We start from the raw sequence: 20,452 nt of genomic DNA on the forward strand, positions 1-20,452 counted from the left end.
TTTACTTGATTGAATAATTTTTAATCACCTAACAAATAACTCATCAAAATCCGTTTCGGCTTGATGCTTAGCTTGCGGAATTTCCTCCACCGGCGAGACATCGGAATCGAACTGTTCGTGTAAGCAATGCAAGCGCACAGTGACGTTTTTCACCGCCCCTTTTTCTCGATGACGACGAGTAAATCACTCAATATCTGCTCAGAGGTGGAGTCAAAGTCGTAGACATACACCATCGAACTGAAATTCCATCGCCATCCGGCCATCGGTCGCCGCACTTATTAACTCAAATTCGTTACTAGCTCCACCTCTTCCGATGCTCATCGTTTGCAACAATCAGCTGGTTACCGTTCGCGCACAAGCAAATCATTGATACCCAGTAAATCAGCTTCCTCTAAGCTACCCGCGGCCGCTTTCAATTTAAGTCCTTGCAATAAAGTGTCATAGCGGGCTTTTGCCAGATTCTTTTTAGCTGCGTAGAGCTGCTGTTCGGCATTGAGCACATCAAGATTGATCCGAATTCCGAGGTGATATCCAGCACGGTTGCCTTTGACTGCGCTTTCGCCTGACTCGACTGCGGAATTCAACGCTTCAATCTGTGCCACGCCATTCACTACACCGGCAAACGCCTGTTGCGCATCGGTGGCGGCCTGGCGGCTTGCCGCCTCTAAATCGGCGCGTGCCTTGCCTGCGTTGGCGACGGCTTCGCTGACTCTCGCATTGGTCATTCCACCGGAATAGAGCGGAATATTGACTTGCAAGCCAATCTGAAGCGACTTTGCCCGCGTCGCATAATCGTTCGGTGTTGTCAGGCTGTTCGAGGCATAGTTGCTGCCGTATGAACTGGTCAGATCAATCGTCGGCAGATAATCCGAGCGATTTTTCTTGATATCCACTTTGGCGGCTGCCAGCGCCGCAGTTTGTGCTCGTACGGTGGCATTGCCTGTACGGGCGTGCTCCATCCAGGATCGCGCGTCCATCGGAAGCGGCTCTGGCAGCGTGACCGCAGCGCCTAATACGGCAAGATGATCCAGTTCCTGCCCTGTCACCTTCTCCAGGTCGGCCCGCTTGCTGTCGAGATCGTTCAGCGCCGTTACCTTTTGCGACCTTGCCGAACCCAGGCGGGATTTGGTTTCATCGATATCGGTCACGGAATGCGTACCGAGTGCGTAGCCGCGTTTCACTTGGCCGAGCTGTTCGTTCAGGGCATTGATCTGCGCATCGGCCGCCGCAATTGCTTCCTGCGCGACGAGCACGCCGAAATACGCTTCAGCAACCCGCAACAGCATGTCCTGCTCTGCTTTTGCATACTGCGCAGCAGCTTGTTCCACGAGCAGTTCCGATTCGCGATAGGCATAGAGATTCCCCGCATGGACCAGCGGCTGCGTTAACTGCAAATTCCACGCCCACGACTTCATATGGCGATCAACGGGATCCTCGCCAGTGAAGCGCGTATCGGCACGCGTATATCCCTTGTTCCCCACAACATTGGCTGCCGGCAGCAATCCTGCGCGTGCTTGCGGAATCTTTTGTTGCGCGCTTTCCAGCGCATAACGTGCGGACTCAAAGACAGGATCGCCGCGTTGCGCCAATCGATAGGCGTCGATGATATCGACGGCGTAAGCGGGAGCCGACAACGTACTGGCAGCGAGAACCGTATAACAGGCACGAACATAAAATGACCTTCTTCTTCCTGACAAAACCATCATCGTTCACGGCCACTTTCCTGTAACGCCTTTTGTACTGGCGACAATAGATATTGCATCACCGTGCGGCGTCCCTCGCTAATTTCCGCCGTCACTTGCATGCCAGGCACCAGTTTGTATTTTTTTCCTTGCGCATCCAGCGCTTGGCTGCCTAAGGACAGCAAGGCTTTGTAGGTTGTCGTCACGTTGGTTTTATTCTTTGCGGAGGGATCTCTGCCAGAATCCTGCGGCTGGCTTTGCCCTTCATTGGCATCGGCGCCGATCGTCAATATTTCGCCATCGAGCATGCCGTATTTCTGAAATGGATAAGCCGCAAGCTTCAGTTTGACTTTTTGATTCGGATAAACGAAACCCACATCGTCGTTGCTGACCATGACTTCGGCGATTAGCGGTTCGTTTTCCGGCACCAGAGAGAGTAAGACCGTCCCAGGCGTCACGACAGTGCCGATGGTATGGGTAGCGAGATCCTTGATGGTGCCGGCCTGCGGCGCTTTCAATTCCAACAAGCCGGTTTTATGTTCTTGCTTGATGCTGTCTTGCTGCAGCTTGCGATATTGCCCCTGTGCCTCGATCTCTTCGTTTTGCAAATCGCTACGATATTTGGAGGTCACCTGCGCCACCTGTCTGCTGGCAGCATCAACCGCTGCTGCCAGACTGGCCAAGGTTGATTCCTGGGCACGCAAATCGTTTAGTTTTTCAAGGTATTCCCGCTGCTTGTCCCGCACGGTGACGAGCGGCGCGTAGCCGTCCTTGCCCATGTCGCTGTAGGCGTCGGACTGCTGCTTGAGGAGCGGCGTTATTTCACGCAATTTTGCGAGCACCTCTTTGCCCGCATCGTAGTCGCGCTGACTTTTCTTGAGCATCTCCTGCGCACCGCCGAGTGCGTCAGTATAGGCGCGCCTACGCTCGCTGTATTGCGCAGCTACCTGGGTATACAGGTCAACGGGATCATCAGCCCTTTTTACCAACTGCGATCCAGCTAATTCCGCATCGATCCTGCGCAATTGAAGCGAGCGCATGACGAGCTGGGTCTGCAGACTGGTTTCGTCCGCCCGCGCTTCTTTCGCATCCATACGGATCAGAACCTGGCCCGCAGCCACCGCTTGCCCTTCCTTCACCAGGATGTCTTGAATGATCCCGCCATCGGCGGGCTGCACAATCTTGACATAGCTTTGCGGCACCAACTTGCCCTCGGCGCTGGCCACAATATCCAGCTTGCCGAAAATGGACCAGAGCATCAGGATGGTACACAGGACGATCACCATGTACATGACGGTACGCGGCAGCCGTGCCGGCGGACTTTCCTGAATGGCCAACAACCCTGGCGCGAAGTCGAGGGCCTCTGGCGATAGCGGAGATTTCCTATCGTTCATCAGCTTGACCCCGACCTTGACATCCTAAACATAAGCACGTCATCGGATCTGAGCCGCTCCACCGCTGACACTCCCCCATGGATGCAAAGTCTGAGCGGCCGTAGCAAACTGCGCGCTGGATAGCTCGCTTTGTGCGGTTGCGACATTCATGCCGGTGAGGCTGCCGCGCGTCCCATAGCTATACGCCAAGTCGCCCCCTAAAGCAGTTGTATCGCTACTGCTCAGATGGTCAGTCAGCAAAGCGTTAGTCAATGCCCAGCTGCTTAGCTTTGGATTGGCAGCCAACGCTTGATTGAAGGATGTCACCAGCGCCTGGAAATTGAAGTTTTCCACATTGCTATTGCGTAATGCGTCCGTCGAGCCATGCTTGAAATCGGACATCGCTGCATCAATCACCTGCAGATTGGTCACCTTGTTACTGCCGGCGTACCAATTCTGCAAAGTGATGTGCTCGGTTGTTCCCATGTTCAGGATCAGATTGTTGCCGCTCTTCTGCAAGTTCAAATCCGCATAAGCAAAATTGCCGCCCAGAGAAATGGTGTTGTTGGTGCCGGCCGCTGCGGTGACGACGTCTTGCCCATCGCCTTTGTTGAACGCGATGATATTGCTGCCACTGCCCGTTGTCAGCGTGTCGTTGCCAGTCCCACCAACGATAAAGTTATGTCCCGTTCCGCCGGTAATGACGTCCGTGCCGGCGCCGCCCAACAGAACGCCATTGCCGCTGGCTTCGGTGAGATGATCATTGCCTGCCCCGCCTTCAAGAATACTGGTGCCGCTGCCGCCTATCAGGCTATCGCTTCCGCTATTAGCGGTGATCACGTCATCTAGCGTATTACCCGTCAACGTCAACATTCCGGTTCCTGTACCAGTGATGCTCTGTACATTGGCCGGTAATACATAACTCACCGAGGTCAATACCGCATTGCTGTTAGTGCCTGTGGATTTGGCTTGAATCACGTCTGCAGCATTGTTGACCACAAAGGTGTCATTGCCTGCCCCACCGACCAGGGTGGCGACGCCAGAACCGGCAATCAAGGTATCGTTGCCACTGTTGGCGATAATGGTGTCGGCGAGACTATTACCAGTGCCGCTGATGCTGGCAGTACCGGTCAAGGTCAGCTTTGTGACTGTTGCCGGCATAACGATGCTGACTGCGGAGGCAACCGCGGTCAAACTCTGTGCCAACAACGTCGCCAGCGTGGCAGTTGTCCCATCCGCAAAGCTGACCCGCGTAAATGCCGGACTATTGATCACCACCGACTTGCCACCGCTGATCGTGAGCGTCACAACGGTGGCACTACCTGTTCCAGTAGAACTGGCGTTGATGCTGCTTGAAGTAATGCCCGAGCCGAATTCCAGTACGTCGTTGCTGGCGCTATTGTTGATGCGAATGTCACCGTCACCGGCATTGACGACATAGGTTGTAGCCCCGGCGGCGGCGGTACCCGCATTTCCAGAAAAGGTATCGCCGCCGGCACCGCCGATCAGAGTGTTTTGTCCGCTGCCGGCGACCAACGTGTCATTGCCGGAACCGGAAATCAACGTGTCGTTGCCAGCACCGGCAACCAGAGTATCGGCGCCAGTATTACCAGTAATCACGTCGTTAAGATAATTGCCGATCAATATCAGGTTTGCACTACCAGTGCCAGTGAGGTTTTGAATATTGGCGGGCAACACATAATAGTTAACTGACGTCAAGACTGTGCTGCGGCCGGTCGAGCCAAGTTCGGACACTGTGTCACCGATGTTGTCCACCACGAACGTGTCGTTGCCACTGTTGCCGATCAGCGTGGCAACGCCACTACCGGCTATCAGTGTGTCGTTACCGTGATTACCGGTAATGGCGTTGACCAGGCCATTGCCGGTCAAGACGAGATTGCCGGTACCTGTGCCAGTCAAGTTTTGCTGATTGATACCGAGCGTGTAACTGTTTGAAGATTGCACCGCATTGACACCGCCGACTTGCGCGTTGATGACGTCACTAGCATTGTTGACGATGAAGAGATCGTTGCCGCTGCCGCCCACCAATGTCGCAACACCGCTGCCGGCCACCAGCGTATCGTCGCCGTTGTTGGCGGTAATCACATTGGCGAGATTATTGCCGGTCAGCGCTAAGGCGCCGCTACCGATGCCCGTCAGGTTTTGCACATGCGCCGCTAGCGTCGCGGACACCGACGTTTGTTCGGTGTTATTGCCAGTGTTGGCGCTCTTGGTAATGACATCGCTTGCATTGTCGATGACGAAAGTATCGTTGCCGCTACCGCCTATCAGGGTGGCTATGCCGCTGCCGGCTATCAGCGTATCGGCACCGCTGTTGGCCGTAATAACATTGGCGAGGTTATTGCCGGCCAGCGTTAACGCGGCGCTACCGATGCCGGTCAGGTTTTGCACATGCGCCGCTAGCGTCGTGGACACCGAGGTCTGCTCGGTATTTTTGCCTGTGTTGGCAGCTTCGACAATCACGTCGCCAGGGTTGTCGATGACGAAGGTATCGTTACCGCTGCCGCCTATGAGCGTGGCCAGACCGCTGCCGGCGATCAACGTATCGTTACCGCTGTTGGCGGAGATGACGTCAGCAAGGTTATTGCCGGTGCCGCTGATGCTGGCGCTTCCGGTCAAGGTCAGGTTGGTTTTTCCGGCAGGCATGACGATGCTGGTCGCCGACGTCATCGAGGCAGCGGTATGCGCCAGCAACGCGCTGAGGGTCGTTGTGCTGCCATCGGCAAAATCAACCTGGCTAAAAGCCGGGTTGGTTATCGTCACTACATTGCCGCCATCCATCGTCAACGTCAACACCGTTGCACCATTCACAACCTGGGAATTCGCCGTGATGCTGCCAGCGGTAATGCCGGCGCCGAAATTCAGCGTATCAGCCTTCCCACTTTGCGCAATCGTCGTCTTGCCGTCGCCAGCATTGACCACATAGGTGGTGCTGCCGCTGCCGCCGAATAAGGTATCGCTACCGGAACCGCTAATCAGCGTGTCTTTGCCGGTTCCGGCCCGCAATATATCGTTGCCCGTTCCTGCATGCAAAGTGTCGTTGCCGGCATTTCCAGTGATGGTGTCATTGAGGCTATTCCCAGTCACCGCGAGGTCAAACGAACCGATCAAGGTAACATTCTCAATATTGGCCGCCAGGACGCCATTAGTCGACGACAGCACCGGGACTGTTATGATGCCGTCAGATCCCGGCGTGTAGTTTGTAGTGACGATCTTGCCCAGCCCGTCATTGGTGTAAGCGCTATAGTTTCCATTGGGATAGGAAGACCAACCGCTGCTGGAACCGCCTGGATGAAAAGTGTCGACACCGGACGTGCCATCGGGTTTTTGCCAACTGTCGCCGACCAAAGTGCCGAGACCATCGTAATTGCTTGTCCGAACCGAACCGGCCGAACGCACTGTGGTGCTCGTCTTATTGCCGTTGGCGTAATAGCTTGTGTTGCTGGTCGATCCATCGGAATAGGTGACCAGTTCTTTGGATAGCATGCCGTTGGGGGTATACCTGTCATGGGTAACCGTACCGTCCGGTCCGGTAGTGACCACGCTGGAGATAGAGCTGCTGAGATAATAATTCGTCGTGGTACTGAGTCCATTCGCTAAAACTGTGGTCGTTGACGGCATTTGCTGGAGCGTAGGTCTAGGAGGAGGAGACTCTAGGCGGAGGTGGACCACCCATTGAGGATCTGGGGTACTTCCAGAGACGCTGCCATCGGGGTTGTAATACGTCGTTGTACCAGTCCCGTTTGCAGCGATAATATCCGTCGACGTAAGGGTGCCCTTTGCGTCGTACCAGGCTTCACGACTTGAACCGTCAGCATTGGTAACGTTGGTGAAACTGACAGGACCGTTGTCGGAATACACCGTATCCGTATACGAGCCGTCAGCATTTGTATGATAAACACCATCAATCGATCCGTCCTGATAATAATCACTGTGGTCAAATACGTCGTCGAGAAGATGGGCAGTGAGCACATCTTTAGTGGTGCCGTTCGCGTAGTAACTCGTAGTAACCTCTGTCCCATCTGTGGCTAATTGTTCATTCGAACTGAGAATCCCGTTGTTTAACGTCTGCAAGATGATCGTGCCATCGGCGTTAAAGGTATCAATCCAGGTTTTTCCCGCGCCATTAGATCCGGAATACACGGCACTCCCGTCTGCCTTCGTCAGCAAGCTCACCTTTGAGCCACCGGCCTGGCTGACTGTCGTGGTGTAAGCCTGAGCGGATGTTGTCACCGTTGTGCTGTCGCTGCTTTGCGTCAGTAAGGAGACGTCCGTAAGCCATACAGCAGTATCCGCATTACTTAGAATATTGCCGACAATGATTGCCGGCACCTTATTTCCGTTTGCATCCATCCCGGCCCCGGGCATTATCTCGGTGAGTATGTCGCCATTGGCATTGCTAACGATCGTTTCGGTACCGTTGCTCAAATAAATGGTCTTCCGGGTGCCACCCAGGTTGTCCGAAGCCGTGTCAGGCGCGGTGATGACAATGTCACCGGCGGCATTGACGCTGGGCGTTTGTCCCGTGGAGAAAGCCACCGGCGTTCCCTTGTCGACGGCGATGCTGCCACTCCCCTTATTTGCGGAAATGACCGATGTGGTGATCGTTCCATTCAGGTTATACAGCACCGTGGTCTGGGTGTATGTTCCCGTGGAGCGGTCGCCAATGAGCGTGGTGTCGCTCAGCATCCTGCCGTCCGCGTTGAAGACTGCGGTATCCGTGGCGCCCGATATCTGGCTGGTCCGAATCGTGCCGCCGCTATTGCCCAGCGTGGTGTCGGCCGTGACCACAGGCGCGGACTGCTTCAACAGCGCTGCCAGCGTCGTCGTAATGCCGTTGGCAAATGCCACTTTAGAAAACGCCGGATTATCAATTGCCACGGTGCTGCCGCCGTTCACTTGAAGGGTAACCACCGTCTCGCCATTGACCACCGCCGAGCTGGCTATGACGCTGGAGAGCGCTATACCGGTGCCGAACGCCAGCGTATCGGCGCTGCCGCTGTTGCTGATCGTGACAACGTTGCCGATATTCCCTGCGTTAACGGCGTAGGTGGCCGTACCGCCACCGCCTTTGAGCGTGTCATTGCCACTGCCTGCGATCAAGGTGTCGTTGCCGCTGTTGGCGGTAATGACATCGTCCACATCGTTGCCGGTAGCCGTCAGGTTTGACTTGCCGGTCAGGATCATGTTCTGAATCCCTTGGCCCAGGGTCACATCCACCGCCGAGGTGGCCGCAGTGATGCCGGTGGTGGCTTGCGCCAGCAAGGCGCTGAGGGAAGCGGTGCCGCCGTTGGCAAAACCGATCTGGTCAAGCGGGCCGTTGGCGCTGGCATCGATCGCCACCGAGCCGCCCAGGCTGTTGCGAATCGTGATGATGCTCGAACCGTCGGCAGCCTTGGCTGCCGTGGCACTAAGATTGGCTAGGCTAACCCCATTTCCAACACGGAGCTTATCGGCGGTGCCGCTGTGTTCGATGGTCGTGACTTGGGTACCCGCGGCGATGACATAGGTGTCGGAGGCGCCGCCTCCGATGAGCGTATCGTTGCCGCTGCCGGCGATCAAGGTGTCGTTGCCGCTGTTGGCTTGAATCGTGTCGTTCAGCGCATTGGCTGCGGCGGTCACGTCGGCGCTGCCGGTCATGTTGAGCGTGACGATGCCGGCGCCAGCTGTGGTGCTGACTGTCGAATAGCCGGTCTTGCCATCGGAATAGGAGGGCGACAGCAATTGCGTCAAGCTCACCGTGCTGCCGTCCGCAAAACTTACCTTATTCAAGCCGCCGCCCTGTACCGTTACCGAGCCGCCCGCATTGTCGGCGATGGTAACAACCGTGACGCCGCCTACCACCGCACTGCTCGTGACGAGATTGCTTTTGCTGATCCCGGCCCCAAATGTCAGCGTGTCCGCGCTACCGCTATTGCGGATGACGACATTGCCGTCGCCGGCGTTGACTACATAGTTCGCGATCCCGCCACTGCCATTCAGGGTGTCGTTGCCAGTGCCGGCAATCAGCGTGTCGTGTCCTGTGTTGGCGGTAATGACATCGTCTCGCGCATTGCCGGTGGCGGAGAGATTGGCGGTGCCGGTCAACGTCATATTCTGGATGCCGGACGCCAGCGTGACGTTCACGGCGGAGGTCGCCGCTGTCGGGCCGACGCTCAGTTGCGCCAGCATTTCTCCCAGCGAGGCGCTGCTACCGTCAACAAAACCGATCCGGTCCAGCATGTCGCCATTGCGGCTGCCGTCTATGACGACTGCGCCGCCCTTGCTGTTTTTAAGGGTCGCAATCAGCGAGCCGTCGGCGGCTGCCGCCGTACTGACCGTGAGATTTGCCTGGCTGACGCCGGCCTTAAAACTCAGCGTATCGGCGTTGCTGCTGTGGTTAATGGTGGTGACGGTGCCGGCGGCAGCGCTCACCACATATACCTCCGAGGCGCCGCCTCCGATCAGCGTGTCGTTGGCGCTCCCGGCGATCAGCGTGTCATTACCGGCATTGGCGGCAATGACGTCGTTGACGTTATTGCCGGCGCCGCTGATATCCGCGGTTCCCGTCAAGGTCAGATATTGCGTTGGCGGTCGCTTCCTTTTAACTTTGCCCAGAACGTCATTGACCGCGGCATAGGTGGTATTACCAATCGCAAAAGCGGGCGAAAGCAACTGCGCGACCGTCGCGACCGTGCCGTCCGCAAAAGTTGCCTGGCTCAGCGCACCTTGATCGAAAGTAACGGAGCCGCCCTGATTCAGCGTGAGCGTCACCGCATTGCCGCTTGACGATGTCGAGGCGTTGGCCGTGATATCCGCGATGCTAACCCCCGCCCCGAATTGCAGCGTGTCGCTGGCTGCGCTATTGACGATAGTGGTATTGCCGCTGTCGCCATTGATGACATAGGTTGCGCTACCGGCGCCGCCGAAAAACAGATCCGTGCCGGCGCCCGCCACCAATGTGTCGCTACCGCTGCCGCCTGTCACCGATGTGGCGTGCTCCGCGGTGCCACCGTCACCCGCGTAGAGAATGTCTGTACCCGCTCCGCCGAATAGCAGGTCGATGCCGGCGCCACCGTGGACTGTCGTGTTGCCGGTACCGGCGATCACGGTGGTAGCGCCACCGGCAGTACCGCCATCGCCTGCATAGAGAATGTTGGCGCCCGACCCGCCGAATATTTCGTCGACGCCGGCGCCGCCGTGCACTGTCGTGTTGCCGCTGCCGGCGGTCACCATGGTCGCGCCACTGGTATCGCCGCCATCGCCGGCGTCTATCGAATTGTTGCCTGTCCCGCCGACAATGGTGTCGACGCCGCTGCCGCCGATGATGGTGGTATTGCCCGATCCCGCAGTAATCGAATCCTTGCCGCTGCCGGCCACCAGGGTGTCACTACCGGCGCCACCGGTTATCGTGGTAGCGCCGCTGCCGGCTTGTGCATAAGTGCTGCCGTCGCCGGCATTCAGGACATCGTTACCCGCCCCTCCTAACAGGGTATCTTGCCCGGCGCCGCCATCCATCAAGGTATTGCCGCTGCCGGCTTTCAGATACTCTGTTCCGGCTCCGCCGATCAGGCTGTCGGTGCCGCTGCCGCCGATCAAAGTGTCCTTGCCGCCCGTGCCAAATAGCGCTGTGTTGCCGCTGCCGGCTTCCAGATAACTGTTATTCGTGGTCGTCGACGTAGCCCAGTTATCCGTGTTGTCGCCACTAAAGATCGAGTCGTTACCGGTCCCGCCAAACACGGTGGCGTTGCCACCATCGGCAACAATGAGATCATTGCCCGACTCGGCATCGATATAGATGCTACCGCCGCCGCCGGCAATGGTGTCGTTGCCAGCTCCACCGAATATCGTGTTGCTACCTACGCCGGCCCAGATTTGGTCGTTGCCGCCGCCGGCATCCACATAATTGTCTCCATTCGACAGGATGAAGACACTGTCCCCGGTGCCGCCGAAGATGGTGTCATTTCCGGTTCCGGGGGGCGCAGAGGCCACCATAGAGCCGTCGTAACCGGCGGGGGCATTGAAAGGCGCCGCCGCATAAGAGACGTCGTGAAATACTACACCCAACGAGTTTGCAGTCGAGCTTGGTGTGGTAGACCAGTCCGGTTGTACTCCGCTCGTTTCGACTCCGCCTACGACCGTCACCGACCCCGGCCCGGCAACAATCGTATTGTTGCCCGTTCCTACAAAAATGGCGTCGTTACCAGTACCGCCTACAATCGTGTTGTTGCCATTGCCTACGCCGATGAAAATACCTTTTTGATTGCTGGCGGTTGCGGCGCGGGACTGGCTCATTGCGGTACTGAGAGAAACGGCAGATCCGGCATAAATTTGGTTGCTGCCATTGCCGACCAGGATGATATCTTGTCCACCGCCGCCGCCGATCGTGCTGTTGCCATCGCCCGTACGAACCGTATCGTTGCCGGAACCTCCCACGATGCTGTCGCTTCCGCCGCCCCCGATAATGGAGTTCTGTCCGCTGCCGGTGGTGATCAGGTCGTCGCCGCCATCGCCTGTGTACACCTTAACAGAAGGGTTATCGGGGTGGACGATGCCGGTGATGGCGTTGGTGGGGATCGCAGGTGCTGGCCCGGCGTTGAAGGTAACCCCGAGCGCGTTGCTGACGAGAGGATTGCCGTTCGAATTGGCCGCGCCCACCAGGGTCGATGTCAGTTGCACCGATTGACTCTGCGTGGGATCGCCGGTATAGACCAAGCCGACCGTGACACTGTCAGCGCCAGCGGGGATGGTCAATGTGACGGTGCCATTACTGAATGAGAGAAGATCAGCCCCAGTGTTGACGGCAAACTGCGAACCGTTGCCGCCTGCCAAGGCCAAGGTAATTGTTTGAGCCTGATCGCTGATTGCCGAGGCGTAGATTGTCAACCCTTGCACGTCTCCTTGCGCCGCGACGGCGGCGTTGGTCGGAGCGTAGTTGCCCGACGCGAATGGATCGCTACCGGTGCCAGCAACAACTGCAGACTGCTCCCGAAAATGAATACCGAGGAACCCAGTCAAATCCGTTTCCGCTTTATTGAGATCAAAGTGCTCGAAAACGACCCTGCCTGTTCCGCCTATTGCGCCGCTACCTGCTGTGAGAGTACCGGCTCCTTGTAACGGATTTCCGGCACTATCTGGGGCATATATATACGTAGTGCCATCGCTGGCGGTCCAGGTAAAACTGGAAGTCGCGTCGACCGCCCCGATGAGTTGTGTGTTTCCAACCCACACTGTGCCCTTACCACCAATGTCAACAATGTAATCCGTACTAGAGCTGATACCGGTAAATTCGAACTTGTCGTTAATACCTTGACCATACAACCAATCATTTGCGAAACCGGCTTGCAGGTAATTAGTACCTTTGCCCCCCTTCAGAGTGTCGTTTCCAGAGCCAGCGATCAACACATTACTGCCATTGCCACCGACAAGCATATTCCCTGAGGCACCGCCGATCATGACATAGTCACCGCCAAAGCCACCGGAAGCACTCATGCCTCCACTACCAGCCTGGACGAACCAGTTATTGGAGGAGGCGACAATAGCTTCCGCCATGGCGTCATTGTTCCAGATGAGTTGATCGGCTGCAGTGACAAGCCGCTGCCTACCCAACTGGACGCCGCTATCATGCGCAGCAATATCGCCTAAATTGAAACTGACGCCGCCATCGACGCTGTTGAAAAACGCTTGATAAGTGGCGCCTGCGACACCGGATGGAGGAAGAACCCAGTAGTAATCTTCGATCGCCGCCGATATCACCGCATTGTCAATCGGACTGGATTGCACGACACCATTTTTCCCGAGCTTTGCCATATCCTCCGCAAACAAGGTCAGAGGACCGGACGCAGGGTTGGCCGTGCCTATCAGCGGACTTTGCGCGTTCAACAACTCTGTCATAAAATCGGCAGGCCTACCTTCCAGGGCTCGCGCGTAAAGCGTTTTATCAAATAGCGCCGACAACAACGTCGGTAATTGCAGCGTATCCAATCGTAATTGATTACTGATTTCAAGAAGCGCGTGCAAAACGATAGAATGCAAATTCACTGATCCAACGGCATCACCACCGCCGACTGTAATTTGATTGTTTTTGCCGACGACAAAGAGTGAGTTACCGAGGATCCCTCCAAATTTTTGATTCAGCACCTCACCTTTAACGTAATAAGCCGTGACATCTGATTGGCGAGCCAAACTCACCCCATTCCCAAGTAAAGGAATAAAACTCACCAATTTGGGATCTACGTAGCCATTTGCCGCCAGCGCTGTCGCCGTAGCAGCTGCGACTATTGGATTCATCGCAGTAGCCATGAACGGTGCATCAGCAAATATCGTTGATTGCACGTCGAACCATACCGACAAAATGGAAGCGAGACCAGCGCCAAGTGAATGGCCGGTGAAAGTAATATGAGCGCCGGGATTAGCGGCTTTGACCCGCTCATAATAGAGCGCGGCCAAGATCAATTGCGATGAACCGAAACCTGAACCCAGCCCAATATCTGCCAGTGCATCCGCGGCTGTTTGCCCATTGTTCGATCCGATAAGAAAATCCGTTCCCTCGAAAGCAATGACGATATCGCTTCCGTTTTGATATGCGGATGCAGAAAACCCACTGCTCAGTGCATTATTCGACGTATCAGAGGGAGCTGGAACATTCGTTACCTGCATCCAGCCTGATGGCAGATTTCTATTTGCAATTCTGTTAGATACACCCCGGTTATCGTTATAGGCTGCGGCTGACAGAATTGCATATATTGCTGGTGATATAGTTGTTGATGACATGTTCCATCCTAATATTAAGGCGCTAGTATTATTTAATTTACTTAGTAAACGAATGTCGGATCAATTCGTTTGAAGTATTTAGGGAGAGTCGGATCACCGTTTACTTCGACACTTTTCTTTTTTGCCAGCGTCAAAAGTGTCGTGTCTTTTGGAGGAAAGCTTTCAATCAGCATATTCGTTGCGTAAATCGCTTCAGGAATCTGCTCGAACGGTATTCGTTTCCAACTGTCTCTCTCCCACAGAAAACCAATGTAAGGCGGGGTGGGATTTCCATAAAGCCTGGCTTCTCGCACAGTAGGAGGAATTCCAACAACATAGAGTCGTCCCTCATTCACATTCAAGATTAAAGGATCCAGATTTTCATGCCACACCAATGGCTTTGCGGAAAATTCCGGTAGATTGATTGTGAGCCACGCCTCTCGCGCAATTCTGCCGTCAGAACGTTTTTTCTGTTCGACGACGATAATTCGGCCGTCATTGAGTTTCACCTCTTCTTGCCATGTAACGATAATTTGAGAACAGGCGCTTAGATTCATCATGCATCCGACAATCACAATCAGTTGGACAAGTTTTTTTATCACGATTTAATTCCTTTAGTAATTTTGATCACGCTAGGGCAAGCGCTAATACACCGCCTAATAATCTTATTCACTCTTCTGGATGGGGCAGATAGGTATTTTTAGCCATTTCGTCTGCGCAAGAAAAAATGGCGATTGGCGCAAAAAACCAAAAAATAAAAATTGACTCAATCAAGGAAATGATTTTCCTTGTTCCATTTCTGGTGAAATTCGTTCTCATAAATAGTCTCAAAATGGAGTCGTTAACCTTGCAGGAATTACGTTGTTTTCTCATTTCAAATGCAAATGCAAATTCAATTTTTGGTGAATACTCAAGTTGGAGATTTGCTTCCCACTCCGTGAAGCTCGACATGCGAATTAACTGCAGTCAGCGTCATCGATCCGATCCGCACCACCTCATCCACCAGCAAACTCTTCGGCAACGCATGGGTGATGAACAGCATCGTCACCTTGCCCTTCAATTGATTGATGGTGCCCGCAAAATGTTCGGCAGTCGCTGAATCGAGACTGCTGGTCGCCTCATCGAATACCAAAATTTTCGGTTGCTTGAGCAAGGCTCTGGCAATCGCCATCCGCTGCTTTTGACCGCCGGATAATCCGACGCCACGTTCACCGATCTCGGTCTGGTAGCCCTGCGGGAGACGCTCGATAGTGTCGTGAATCTCCGCCATGCGGCAGGCATGGACAACCTGGTCGAAGGTTGCATGCGGATTGGCCATCAACAGGTTGTCGTAGATGGAGCCGGAGAACAGGACGGTCTCTTGCGGCACGACGCCAAAATAGTGGCGCAATTCGTTCGCCGAGAGATAGCGGATATCGTTGCCATCGAGCTTGATCTGGCCTTCGGATGGAACGTAGAAGCCTTGTAACAGCTTGGTCAGCGTACTTTTACCGGAACCTGAGGGACCCATGATTGCAATCACCTTACCTGGCGTAACCGTCAAGCCAAAATTCTGGTACAGATACGGCAGATTCTCGCCATACCGAAAACTCAGATTGTCGATCTCGATGCTACCCTTGCTCTCGCGCAGGCGACTGGGCAGGATCGAATACGGTTCTTTCGGCGCGTTCATGATGTCCCCCAGCCGTTGCACCGACATATTCGCCGTTTGAAACTGCTGCCACAAACCGACGATGCGCAACATCGGTTGCGAGACTCTGCCTGCGAACATCTGAAAAGCGATCAGCATACCGATCGTGAAATCGCCGTTGTGCATCACGGTATAGGCGCCGACAACCAGGATCATCAGCGACATCAGTTGCTCGATGCCGTTGGCAACCACGTTATAGGTGTTGGCAATTTGCTTCATCCTGAAACCCGCCTGCAGGTAGTCGGCCAGATAGTCGCCGTAGCGCGCCGACAGTTGCGGCTCCATCTGCAGGCTCTTGACGGTTTCCAGTCCGGATACATATTCGGTAATGAATGCCTGATTACGCGCACCCAGCAAAAATTGATGGTTGAGACGACCGCGGAAAACCGGCGCCATGATTAAGCTAAGCACGACGATGGCGCCGATCAGGGACAAGGCAACCAGGGTCAACGTGACGTTGTAATAGAACATGATGCCGACGAAGATCAGCAAGAACGGCAAATCGAGAATCAGCGACACGGCTGCGCTGGCGACAAATTCACGAATGCTTTCCACCCCATGCAGGCGCGCAGCGATGACACCCGTCGGGCGATGCTCGAAGTAGCGCGGCGGCAGTTTGAAGAGATGATCGAAGACGGCACTGCCCAGGACGGCGTCGACCCGGTTGCCGGTGTGCAGAACCAGATACTGACGGACCCACGACAGCAACGCCGAGAACAGCATGAAGACAGCCAGACCGATGGCGATGACAATCAGGGTGCTTTCTGTGCGATGCACTACCACTTTGTCGATGACGACTTGCGTAAACAATGGCGTACCGAGCGCCAGCAACTGGATGATCAGCGAGGCAATCAGAACGTCGCGCCATACGCGGCGATGTTTTAAAAGTTCTGGGATAAACCAGCTGAAACCGAATTTGCTCTGATCGGCTTGCGCGCCGTCCGGGTCCGTGATTGTTTTGGCATTCAGCGCGAGCTGGAACACGGTGCCGGCATAGGACGCCGCGAACTCAGCCTGCGTCAAGGTTTTGGGCGTGTTGCTGCCGGCGTCGAATAGGATGACGTTATCGTCATTGATTTGCACGATGATGGCAGGACGACTGGTTCTGGGTGCAGGTTCGACGCCGGCATCGTTGGCCGCTTGTGCCGACGCATCGGGAAGCGGATTGCCGCCTTCTTGAGTACGCATGACGACCAGGCATGGCAGATGCAACGCAGCTAACGCCTTGCTATCGCAGTCCTTGCGCTTGATCTTGAAACCTAAGGCACGTCCGGCGTGCACCATTGAGTCGGCACTGTAAGGGGGTGGAAACTGCTGCTGCAATAGATCGCTGTCGAATGGCTTGCCGTTCAGCGCGCAGAAACTCCCCATCGCCCAAGTGACATCTTGAACCGAAAACGCATGAGTCAAAGCAGATTGTTTGCGCTCTGAAGCAAGACTTGTGGAGAGCAGCTTTAATATTCGACGGCGCATTATTGGCTTAAAAAGGCTGCGTTAACTACAAAAAGAATCGATATAGAAGAGTGAGATAACTCGTTTTGGGACGTCTACAAAACCAGTTTTTCAATCAGGCCCAACTGTGCCGGCAAGCAAATTGTCCGCAGATCGAATCTGTCGACAATGGTGCGGCGGGCGTTGTGTCTGATTTGTGCATGCGCGCGAGCGTCTTCCAGTGCTTCGACAACGCGCTGTGAAATCTCGCCTGGTGAAAAAAAATCGACGAGAATGCCGTTTTCGCCGTCTCGAATCACTTCTTCTACCGGGGCCGTTCTGGAACCGACGACAAGACACCCCGTGGACATGGCTTCCAGCATCGACCACGACAACACGAACGGAAAAGTGAGATAAACGTGGACGCGCGATATCTGCAGGATCGCGAGAAAGGACGAATACGGCACTTTGCCAAGAAAGTGCACGCGGCTGAGATCGATCGCATCTCCCAGCTCGTTCAGCAAACGCTGCCGAAAGGTCAAGCCGTCAGCTAAACCTGGCCCATAGCTGGTTTCATCACCGCCGACAATCACGACATGGGCGTTTGGACGACGATCCAAAATGGCAGGAAGACTGCGCATGAAACTCGGAAAACCACGATAGGGCTCCAGGTTGCGCGCAACATAAGTGACCACTTCGTCACCCTGTTGCAAGACGATCTCGGTGCCTGGAATGCTAAAACTGGCGTTATCGTTCGGCCTAACCAGTTGGGTATCGATTCCCTCGTGGATGACACTGATGATCGACTGATAGCGTAGCGGATAGACGGACCGTTGCCACAGCGTCGGACATTGCCCCCAGTCGACCGATTCCAACGCCAGCAGATTGCCGAGGTTTTTCGTCCGCAAACGCGGCGGCCTGTCCGGCGTGGAAGGATCATTCGGATCAAAGCCGACGTCAGCGCCCTGCTCCTTATAGAAAAATTCGAAATAACCTAATAACGGCGTATTCGGAAAGACATCTTTCAGATACCAGATTTCTCCCCAGCCGTTGTGGCCAAGCATGATGTCCGGCACGAAGCCGGAATGCTTCAATTCCATCGCAACCCGCGCCACTTCCTGCCCATTCAGTATGCCGGCCTCGGTCTCGCGCAGATAATGATGGATCCCTGGGGTCACAACCCTTTGAGGCCTATAGACAATCTTCTTCACACCCGGAATCGATGCGTCCTGGCGCTGGGTAATAAAGACGATCTCGTTTCCTGGAACGGACGCCAGGTGACAGGCAAGATGGAGATATTGGCCAGGGAAATTTTGGTGAACGAAGAGAATTTTCATGTGCGCCGCGGGATTGAGTTCTCGTCTAACTCTTTGTTGTAATGCGAGATTGCTTGCCAACTATTCAGACGAGACGCCAATGCACCGATTTCCGTCGCTTTTGAAGAACGTAAGTACGTTTTATTACTTCGTCAATGATCTGAAAATCTGAATTAAATATCAATCAGCCAATCCCTAAAAGGTTGTAGGGATTTCCCTGCAGCAACAATCATTCCTCATTGGCGCGCAAGATGGCTATGCACAACAGATATGCAAGCGGAGGTGGGACGAGGGTTACAAGTTTCTTCGGAAAAAATGAGTCGGCAGGCTAGCAACTCTAACGATGAGGTGGCAAGTTATGGACTATGGCTTACTGGTGCATGGCTTGAGACTGGGGCATTAAAGTCAGAAAGCGCTCAAGTAGCACACTTCGTCCTTGAGGAAATGATTAAAGGCTACCGTCGTAAGTCACGACCGCCGAGGATGGTTGTTAAGCCAGCCCGATACCTGCGCTCTGAAACTGCCGAGCCGAGCATTCGTTTCCCTCTACGATTCCGCAGTCAAAAAATCTATATCATTTTCTTGGCCAACGCTACGTAACGTTTCATACGATCTGAACACCTTCTTATTTTCATCGGATATCGCTCAGTTGTATATCGTGCGGCACTGTGATTCCGTTGACCTACCACCGTCCACACGATGCCAATACCGTTCAATCTGAGCCAAACATAGATGGCATACCGAATGGCATACCAGAACATCCAGAAAAACAAAAACCCCTTAAACATCAAGGGGTTAGTGAAAATATCTGGCGGAAGGTGTGAGATTCGAACTCACGAAGGCTTTAACACCTCGCCAGTTTTCAAGACTGGTGCATTCAACCGCTCTGCCAACCTTCCGGGAAGGCCGCCATTATACCCAATTTGCAAGAATTTAACGATGCTGGCGGCGCTTTTTATTGGAATTCTGCCGGGAAAAGCCGGCAAACGACTCAATCCAGCAGGAACATCTGCTGCAAATCATTCAAAAAACGCTGCCCAAGCGCGGTCGGCCGGATGATTTTGTGATCGCGATATAGCAACCCCTTGGCTTCGGCCTGGTTCAAGGATTTTTCTATCGCATTGACGGCCAGCCCGGTGCGCTCACTGAACAGATTCACCTCGAAACCATTATTCAGGCGCAATGCATTCAGCATGAATTCGAAGCCCAGGTCGTTGCGGCCGATTTCCACTTCTTCCTGCACCACATTGCCCAGCCGGCTATGTTCCAGATAGGCCTTGGGTTGCTTGTAGCGCATCTGACGGATCACGCGATGCGGGAACGACAGCTTGGAGTGCGCGCCGGCGCCGATGCCGAGATAGTCGCCGAATTGCCAGTAATTCAAATTGTGCCGCGCCTGCCGTCCGGCCTGGGCATAGGCCGATACTTCGTAATGGCCGTAGCCGGCAGCGCTGGTATGGGCGCTGATCATGTCTTGCATTTCGGCGCTGGCGTCGTCGTCGGGCACTACCGGCGGATATTTTGCGAAATAGGTATTCGGCTCCAGCGTCAGGTGGTAGAGCGATAGGTGCGGCGGCGCAAAACCGATGGCGGTGGCTACATCCTGTTGCGCCTCTGCCAGCGTTTGCGAGGGCAAGGCGTACATCAGGTCGAGATTGAAATTATCGAAAGTCGCATGCGCGATCTCGACCGCGCGGCGCGCTTCGCCGTCGTCGTGAATCCGGCCCAGCGCCTGCAGATGGCGGCCATTGAAACTTTGAATTCCTATCGACAGGCGATTGATGCCGCTGTTGCGGTAAGACTTGAACTTTTCCACTTCGAAGGTGCCTGGATTGGCTTCCATCGTGATTTCCGCAGCGCCGTCCAGCGGCAATAAGGAACGCACATCCGACATCAAACGATCCAGTCCGGCCGCCGACATCAGGCTGGGCGTGCCGCCGCCGATAAAGATCGTATAGATCTTGCGGCCCCAGATCAGCGGCAGCGCCGCTTCCAGATCGAGGCGCAAGGCGGCCAGGTATTCCTCTTCAGGAAAACCGCCCTTGGCTTCATGCGAATTGAAATCGCAATAAGGACATTTCTTTACGCACCACGGGAAATGGATGTACAGCGACAGCGGCGGCAAGGCGCTCAGGCTGAGCGCGCCTGGTTGCAGATACGCCAGCGCCGCTTGGGCGGCAGCGGATGGCTGGTCGGCGGCCTGGCTTT

7 protein-coding genes, 1 tRNA gene and 1 pseudogene are annotated in these 20,452 nt (G+C 54.9%); all 9 read right to left on the bottom strand.

Annotated elements, in window-relative coordinates; genetic code table 11:
- Nucleotides 1-341 precede the first annotated feature (341 nt).
- On the bottom strand, nt 342-1,706 hold the full coding sequence (locus KHU33_RS14185; RefSeq protein ID WP_211463978.1) for a TolC family outer membrane protein: 1,365 nt from the start codon (nt 1,704-1,706) through the stop codon (nt 342-344).
- Complete coding sequence (locus tag KHU33_RS14190) at nt 1,703-3,076, bottom strand: HlyD family type I secretion periplasmic adaptor subunit (protein WP_211463981.1); 1,374 nt, start codon at nt 3,074-3,076, stop codon at nt 1,703-1,705. Before KHU33_RS14190 ends, KHU33_RS14185 begins: the two co-directional genes overlap by 4 nt.
- A 39-nt stretch (nt 3,077-3,115) precedes the next feature.
- On the bottom strand, nt 3,116-12,949 hold the full coding sequence (locus KHU33_RS14195) for a beta strand repeat-containing protein (protein ID WP_230414266.1): 9,834 nt from the start codon (nt 12,947-12,949) through the stop codon (nt 3,116-3,118).
- Between the two features lie 423 nt (nt 12,950-13,372).
- Nucleotides 13,373-13,828 (bottom strand): annotated as a pseudogene (locus KHU33_RS26875) (lipase family protein); the annotation flags it as partial.
- Nucleotides 13,829-13,869: 41 nt separating this feature from the next.
- Nucleotides 13,870-14,409 (bottom strand): hypothetical protein, encoded by a 540-nt coding sequence (locus tag KHU33_RS14200; protein ID WP_211463984.1) that lies wholly within the window; start codon nt 14,407-14,409, stop codon nt 13,870-13,872.
- Nucleotides 14,410-14,717: 308 nt separating this feature from the next.
- Complete coding sequence (locus KHU33_RS14205; RefSeq protein ID WP_230414267.1) at nt 14,718-16,868, bottom strand: peptidase domain-containing ABC transporter; 2,151 nt, start codon at nt 16,866-16,868, stop codon at nt 14,718-14,720.
- Nucleotides 16,869-17,044: 176 nt separating this feature from the next.
- Nucleotides 17,045-18,265 carry a glycosyltransferase family 4 protein gene (locus tag KHU33_RS14210; protein WP_211463986.1) on the bottom strand — a complete coding sequence of 407 codons (1,221 nt, stop codon included), beginning with the start codon at nt 18,263-18,265 and terminating at the stop codon, nt 17,045-17,047.
- A 788-nt stretch (nt 18,266-19,053) separates the two neighbouring features.
- Nucleotides 19,054-19,143, bottom strand: a tRNA-Ser gene (locus tag KHU33_RS14215).
- Between the two features lie 92 nt (nt 19,144-19,235).
- On the bottom strand, nt 19,236-20,452 hold a 1,217-nt coding region (gene hemW, locus KHU33_RS14220), incomplete at its 5' end, for a radical SAM family heme chaperone HemW (protein ID WP_211463988.1).

The sequence above is a fragment of the Collimonas silvisoli genome, from assembly GCF_018305005.1.
Classification (GTDB): Bacteria; Pseudomonadota; Gammaproteobacteria; order Burkholderiales; family Burkholderiaceae_D; genus Collimonas; species Collimonas silvisoli.